This is a genomic window from Segetibacter sp. (assembly GCF_025963695.1).
In the GTDB taxonomy this organism is placed as follows: domain Bacteria; phylum Bacteroidota; class Bacteroidia; order Chitinophagales; family Chitinophagaceae; genus Segetibacter.
In genome coordinates this window covers 101,110-107,861 of sequence record NZ_JAOQAH010000083.1, presented here as the reverse complement: position 1 = coordinate 107,861, position 6,752 = coordinate 101,110, and the positions used below count along the sequence as shown (strand labels likewise).

4 protein-coding genes are annotated in these 6,752 nt (G+C 41.3%); all 4 read left to right on the top strand.

Annotated elements, in window-relative coordinates; genetic code table 11:
* On the top strand, positions 1-1,752 hold a 1,752-nt coding region (locus JWR87_RS14045), incomplete at its 5' end, for a TonB family protein (protein ID WP_297821160.1).
* A 119-nt stretch (positions 1,753-1,871) separates the two neighbouring features.
* The gene (gene purL, locus JWR87_RS14040; RefSeq protein WP_297821158.1) at positions 1,872-4,175 is read left to right on the top strand and encodes a phosphoribosylformylglycinamidine synthase subunit PurL; all 2,304 of its coding nucleotides are present in this window, start codon (positions 1,872-1,874) and stop codon (positions 4,173-4,175) included.
* Between the two features lie 21 nt (positions 4,176-4,196).
* On the top strand, positions 4,197-5,321 hold the full coding sequence (locus JWR87_RS14035) for an ADP-glyceromanno-heptose 6-epimerase (protein ID WP_297821156.1): 1,125 nt from the start codon (positions 4,197-4,199) through the stop codon (positions 5,319-5,321).
* 379 nt (positions 5,322-5,700) lie between these two features.
* Complete coding sequence (gene proC, locus JWR87_RS14030; protein ID WP_297821154.1) at positions 5,701-6,501, top strand: pyrroline-5-carboxylate reductase; 801 nt, start codon at positions 5,701-5,703, stop codon at positions 6,499-6,501.
* Positions 6,502-6,752 lie beyond the last annotated feature (251 nt).

The following is a 6,752-nucleotide window of genomic DNA, read 5'->3' as shown; positions in this document are numbered from 1 at the left end:
GTAGTAGCAACAGGAGACCGCTACGTGGCGCAGGCGAATCAACTTACATGGGATTGGACCATAGCAGTTATGCTGGCTACGGTTTTCGTCTCCCTGGTATTTTTAACCCAACTGCTAGTAGCTATCGTAAATATAAAGCGACTCATCAGCAGTAACCCTACCAAAAAATGGAACGACATACAGTTTGTTTTTACCAATGCCAAAGGCACACCATTTTCATTTTTTAAATATATTTTCTGGAACGAACAGATTGATCTTAACTCCTGCGAAGGTGAACAAATACTTAAGCACGAGCTTACTCATGTGCAGGAAAACCATTCTGTTGACAAAATATTCATAAGCATCCTGCTTATCGTTAGCTGGTATAATCCGTTTATGTGGCTTATTCGTAAAGAGCTAAATATGATACACGAATTTATTGCCGATAAGAAAGCAATTGGTAACGGCGATACTTCAGCTTTTGCTCAAATGCTTTTAAAAACTGCTTTCCCGGCACAGTCGGGCATGCTTACCAATTCATTTTTTCATTCACCAATAAAAAGACGATTAATTATGCTCACCACAAACCTCAATCCCCGGTATTCCTACTTGCGCAGGCTAATGATACTGCCTTTATTAACTGTAGTATTATTATTATTTGCTTTCGGGTATAAAGAAAAAGGAGTGAATTGGCGGCACAAACAGTCAGCAGCTGCTTCATTTTCCAATCCGGAAAATGAAACGCCTGCTCAATTTCCGGGTGGAATGGTAAGTTGGAGAAGATACCTTGAAAGAAATTTGAATTTAAATATTTTAAAAGAAAATAAAGCGCCTGTTGGAAAATATGCTGCGGTAATTGTATTTACTGTTAATGCCGATGGAAGCATCTCAAACGTTATAGCAGAAACAAAGACCGGATATGGAACGGAGGAAGAAGCCATATCATTGATTAAAAAAGGCCCAAAGTGGGAGCCGGCAAAAAAAGATGGGCTTTTGATAGAGTCGAAGGTAAGACAGGCAGTGAACTTCGTAATGACTGACGCAGGAGCACTTGTTTATATAGATCCTCTTGATTTAATTAAAGCTAAACAACCTTCTAAAAATTCAATTGATGCAAATTTTCAGGATACGACAAAAAAGAAAGGCAGAGAAACGAAAGTTGTGAATGTTACGTTTAGAGACTCTGCTGGTAATGAATCTACAATTCCTGCAGCTGTTACAATTACTTCCAGAGATCCCGAGAAAAAAACACTTGTTGTTCTAAATGGCAAAGAAATGACCTGGGAGGAATTTGAAAAGCATGGGCTGCAACCCGACCAGGTACAAGAAATAAATGTACTAAAAGATGCATCCACTAAAAACAAATACGGCGAAAAAGGAAAATATGGAGTAATTGAAATAACAACAAAACATGAAGGTGAGGTTAAGGAAGTACGGCCAGCATATTCAAAGGTTTTTACAGTAGTTGAAAATCCTCCTTATTACCCTAACGGTATGGCAGCCTTTGCTGAATATATCAACACCAACATCCAATATCCCAAAGAAGCTTTGCAGAAGAAAGTTCAGGGAGCTGTATTAATTCAATTCATCGTAAACGAAGAAGGCAAATTAACTGATTTTAAAAAATTAAGCTCTAAAGGGCAGGGATTGGAAGAAGAAGCAATCAGGCTACTTATTAATTCCGGAGAATGGAAGCCGGGTGTGCAAAACGGCCATAAAGTACCGGTCCAGGTTCAGCAGCAGGTAACTTTTGAATTACCTCAAAAATCATAGAACATTCTTCTTACTAATTTTTCAATTTACCTGGCCTTTGCAACTTCAATTGCAAAGGCTTTTCTTTTTCAAAAAACTACTCTTGCCCGCTTGCCCCACTTTCTTACCTTCGCACAGCTATGGAAATAAACGTACAGACTGCCCGTCAACTTCGCCTGACGGACGAAGAATTTGAACTTATAAAAGAAGTTATGGGGCGCACCCCAAACTTTACAGAATTGTGTGCCTACAGTGTAATGTGGAGTGAACATTGCAGTTATAAAAATTCAATCAAGTGGTTAAAAACGCTTCCAAGGGATGGTAAAAGAATGTTGGTAAAAGCCGGTGAGGAGAATGCCGGCTTAATGGATATTGGAAACGGCTTTGGTGTTGTTTTTAAAATTGAAAGTCACAATCATCCGAGCGCTATTGAACCCTTTCAGGGTGCGGCCACGGGCGTTGGTGGAATACATCGGGATATTTTCACAATGGGTGCGAGACCAATTGCATCTCTAAACAGTTTAAGATTTGGAAACCTTAACGAAGCAAAAACACAACACCTGGTTGCAGGCGTTGTACATGGTATCGGTCATTATGGTAACTGTTTTGGTGTGCCGACAGTTGGAGGAGAAGTATATTTTGAAGAGCGATATCACACCAATCCTTTAGTAAATGCAATGAGCGTTGGCATCGTGAAAAACGGTGAAACAATTAGCGCTACTGCCGAAGGTATTGGTAATCCTGTGTTTATTGTAGGAAGCGCTACGGGCAAAGACGGAATGGGCGGAGCTTCATTTGCCAGTGCAGATATAACAGCCGAAAGCGTGGAAGAATTACCCGCAGTTCAGGTGGGCGACCCTTTCCAGGAAAAAAAATTGTTAGAAGCCTGCCTCGAAATAATTAAAACAGGGGCTGTTGTGGGTATGCAGGATATGGGTGCCGCCGGCATCATTTGCTCCACGGCAGAGATGAGTGCAAAGGGTGGTGTAGGTATGGAAATAGATTTAAGCCGCGTTCCTACCCGTCAAAAGAATATGAAGGCATGGGAACTCCTGCTAAGTGAGAGCCAGGAAAGAATGCTGATAGTAATCGAGAAAGGCAAGGAAGAAAGTGTATTAAAAATATTTGAGAAATGGGATCTCCCATGCGAACAAATAGGAAAAGTTACGGATACCGGTTTACTGCGATTCTATATGGATGGCGAATTAGAGGCGTCGATAAATGCCAACAGCCTGGTGCTAGGCGGTGGTGCTCCCCAGAACGACCGCGAATACAAAGAGCCTGCATACTTCGAAAAAATAAAAGCCTTTGATCCCCATAGCATCACTCCATCTGAAGATATAAAGTCCGTTGCTAAAAAGCTTATTCAAATTCCGAACATAGCTAGCAAAAGATGGATTTCTACCCAGTACGACAGCATGGTTGGCTCGGCTAACCTTAGCACAAATTCCCCCAGCGATGCATCTATAGTGTTGGCAAAAGGCACCGGCAAAGCCTTGGCTATTACAGTTGACTGCAACAGCCGTTACGTCTTCGCAGATCCCTACAAGGGAGGAATGATAGCTGTAGCGGAAGCAGCAAGAAATATCGTTTGTTCAGGTGGTGAGCCCATTGGTGTAACTAACTGCCTCAACTTCGGTAACCCCTTTGATCCTGAAGTGTATTACCAATTTGTATATGCAGTAAAAGGAATGGGTGAAGCCTGTACGCGGTTTGATACCCCTGTTACCGGTGGAAATGTGAGTTTCTATAATCAAAACCCCGACGGTGCAGTTTACCCCACTCCTACCATCGGTATGGTTGGAGTGATCGACGACCTTGACGACAAAATGACAATGGACTTCAAGCAACAAGGTGACGTGATTTACCTGATTGGAGAAAGTCGAAACGATATTAACTGCTCCGAGTATTTACACAAGCTAAAGGGGATAGAATACTCACCCGCACCTCATTTTGACATAGAAGAAGAATTTGAAGTACAGCAAGCCGTCAAACAATTAATCAAGAAAAGATTATTACAAAGTGCACATGATATAAGTGAAGGAGGTTTAATAACAACACTTCTTGAATCTGGTTTTCCTCGTCGTTTAGGTTTCGATGTTCAGCAAAGTGCAACTACCATTCGAAAAGATGCTTATTGGTTTGGTGAGGCACAAAGCCGCGTGGTAGTAAGCTGCACACTTAAGAATGCTGAAGAACTTTTGTTGCAGTTAAAAGCCCTCAACGTGGCCTATGAATATCTGGGCATCGTTACTGAAAACAACATTGACATGGAAGGCGAATATTGGGGGCATATAGACGATTGGAAGGAACTTTACGATACAGCAATTGAAAAAATGTTAACCTCTGTTGAAAAAGGTGGCGAAAGCAGCGAACCAAAAACTTCAAAAGAGGAGGTTGTAAAGCAAGGCATTACTTTAAAAGGAGAAGTAAAAGGAATATAAGCCTCACCCTTTAAGTAAAAAATGATCGATAATAAAAAAATTGAAGAGCTTCTTAGCTCCCCTTTAGAGTTCGAGGGGCTGGGCGATGAGGGCATAAAGGGGAGTATTATTGTAACCGGTGCAGCTGGCTTTATTGGCAGTTGTATGGTTCAGTATCTCAATGAGCAAGGGTTTGAAAAGTTGATTTTGGTGGACGATTTCGGCGTGGAGGAAAAGAGAAGAAATTGGGAAGGCAAAAGGTTTGAAGCAATAATTGAACGCTACAATTTGTTCGACTGGCTCTGGCTGCACAATCCTGCTATTGATTTTGTTATTCATTTGGGTGCCAGAACAGACACTACCGAGTTCGACTACGCCATTCACCAGGAGTTGAATGTCGAGTATTCTCAACAGGTATGGAATTATTGCACCGAAAAGCAAATTCCCTTAATTTATGCCTCATCCGCTGCTACCTATGGCGGGGGCGAATTGGGCTATGACGATAACAAAGAGTTAGACCATTTACATCCCTTAAACCCGTATGGTGTAAGTAAAAACGAATTCGACAAATGGGCGCTTCACCAGCAAAGCGCTCCTCCTTTTTGGGCTGGACTGAAATTCTTTAACGTGTATGGGCCTAACGAGTACCATAAAGGCAGAATGGCAAGTGTCATCTTTCATGCTTACAACCAAATAAAAAAAGAGGGATTTGTAAAACTTTTTAAAAGTCACAAAGAAGGTTTTGAAAATGGCAAACAACTTCGTGATTTCATTTATGTGAAAGATGTGGTGAAAGTAATTGGCTGGATGATGAGGGAAGTGATGACAGAAGGAAGCAAGTTGACGGGTGACCATTTACAGTTGACGGAAGAAAGCAGCCCTCTGCCGTTGCACAGCTCTCGTTTGAAACCTGGAATTTATAATCTCGGAACGGGCAGTGCCAGAACTTTTGATGATTTGGTAAAAGCTACTTTCGCTGGTTCAGACCTTTCACCAAATATTCAGTACATCGACATGCCCGAAGACATCCGCGATAAATACCAGTATTATACGGAAGCCACCATGCAGAAGTTGCGGCAAGCAGGTTACTCCAATGAATTTTATTCGCTCGAAGAAGGTGTAGATGATTATGTGAGGAACTATTTGGCGAAGAATAAAATTTATTAAATTTAAAAGAAGACGTTATGACTATTTAAGTAATTGAAAGGCTGACCGAAGAGCAAGTTGAGGCCCCCTTAAAAAAAGTAGGGCCTGCTCCCAAACTATTTGATGCAAAAAATACTTTAATAAGGTTAAAACTGAAGGAGATCCTTTAAAAATTCAACAAGATCTGAGAGATGAGTAATTGAGATGTTCAGTACTTCGATTACAGTTATAAAGCAAAACAAAGAACAATTTCTTTACGGCAGCAATACAACTTTAAATGAGGCAATGCCTTTATTGCCGCCTCTGCACTTGAGTTCGATCTTACCTTAATCTCCGCTGATAAAACCTTCTTTCAAGTCAATAATCTTCGTTTCATTAATTTTAGTCCCACAATTAAACCATGAGTAAAAAAATTTCCATCATTGGCGGAGGCAACTTAGGCACTGCAATAGCAGAAGGACTAATTAAAAACGGGTTCATCGCTCCCGCCAATGTCATGATTACAAAACGCAATATTCACACCTTGCAACCGCTCAAGGAAAGAGGGGTAAATATCAGCAACGACAATAATGACGCCGCCGCTTTTGGTGATGTAATAATTATTGCCGTAAAACCTTTTCAGGTGCAGGAAGTTCTGCTAGGCATAAAATCAACACTTGACGAGAGCAGGCATGTGTTGGTGTCGGTAGTTACGGGCATCTTTATAAAAGATATTTATTCAATTATTGAAAAGCAGTTACCGGTTTTTCGGGCTATGCCAAATACCGCTATTGCAATCAGCGAGAGCATGACTTGCCTTTGCAATCAAAATGGTACACCCGAGCAAATCAGGTACCTGGAGCAGACTTTTGATCAAATGGGCAAAACAATTACAATTGATGAGAAACTAATGGATGCTGCAACGGTGCTTGGTGCATGCGGTACTGCCTACGCCATGCGTTACATCAGGGCGAACATACAAGGCGGAATTGAGATTGGTTTCAGCGCAGCCGTGGCTTCGCTGATTGCTGCCCAAACGGTTAAGGGGGCAGCAGAACTGCTGTTAAGAAACAACTCACATCCCGAGCAGGAAATAGACAAAGTAACTACGCCGAAAGGTTGTACGATTGCGGGTCTAAATGAAATGGAACACCAGGGCTTTAGCTCGTCTTTAATAAAAGGGCTAACAGCCAGCTATAAGAAGATCACGACAGATATGTAGAGTGAAATGGGTAGAAGATTTTTTGAACGAACTGGCAATACCCTTAGCAGCATTGTTGCGACGCTCCGTTAATCCGCCGATAGTCTGTTCGTCTTTTCTCAAATTGTATTATTAGCTGCGTAACGAATAAAAAGTACAAGAGTGCGACGCAACCAATGCTAAAGCTAGTTATGCAGCCCGGTCAAAAAATCTTCTTTTTTATATTGCAATAAATTAAACTCTTCTAACTTTAATAATTAAGCAAGTATAGC

Excerpts from the sequence above, each read along its gene's own strand:
- proC (WP_297821154.1), top strand. The coding sequence starts at position 5,701 with ATGAGTAAAAAAATTTCCATCATTGGCGGAGGCAACTTAGGCACTGCA.
- JWR87_RS14035 (WP_297821156.1), top strand. The coding sequence starts at position 4,197 with ATGATCGATAATAAAAAAATTGAAGAGCTTCTTAGCTCCCCTTTAGAG.
- purL (WP_297821158.1), top strand. The coding sequence starts at position 1,872 with ATGGAAATAAACGTACAGACTGCCCGTCAACTTCGCCTGACGGACGAA.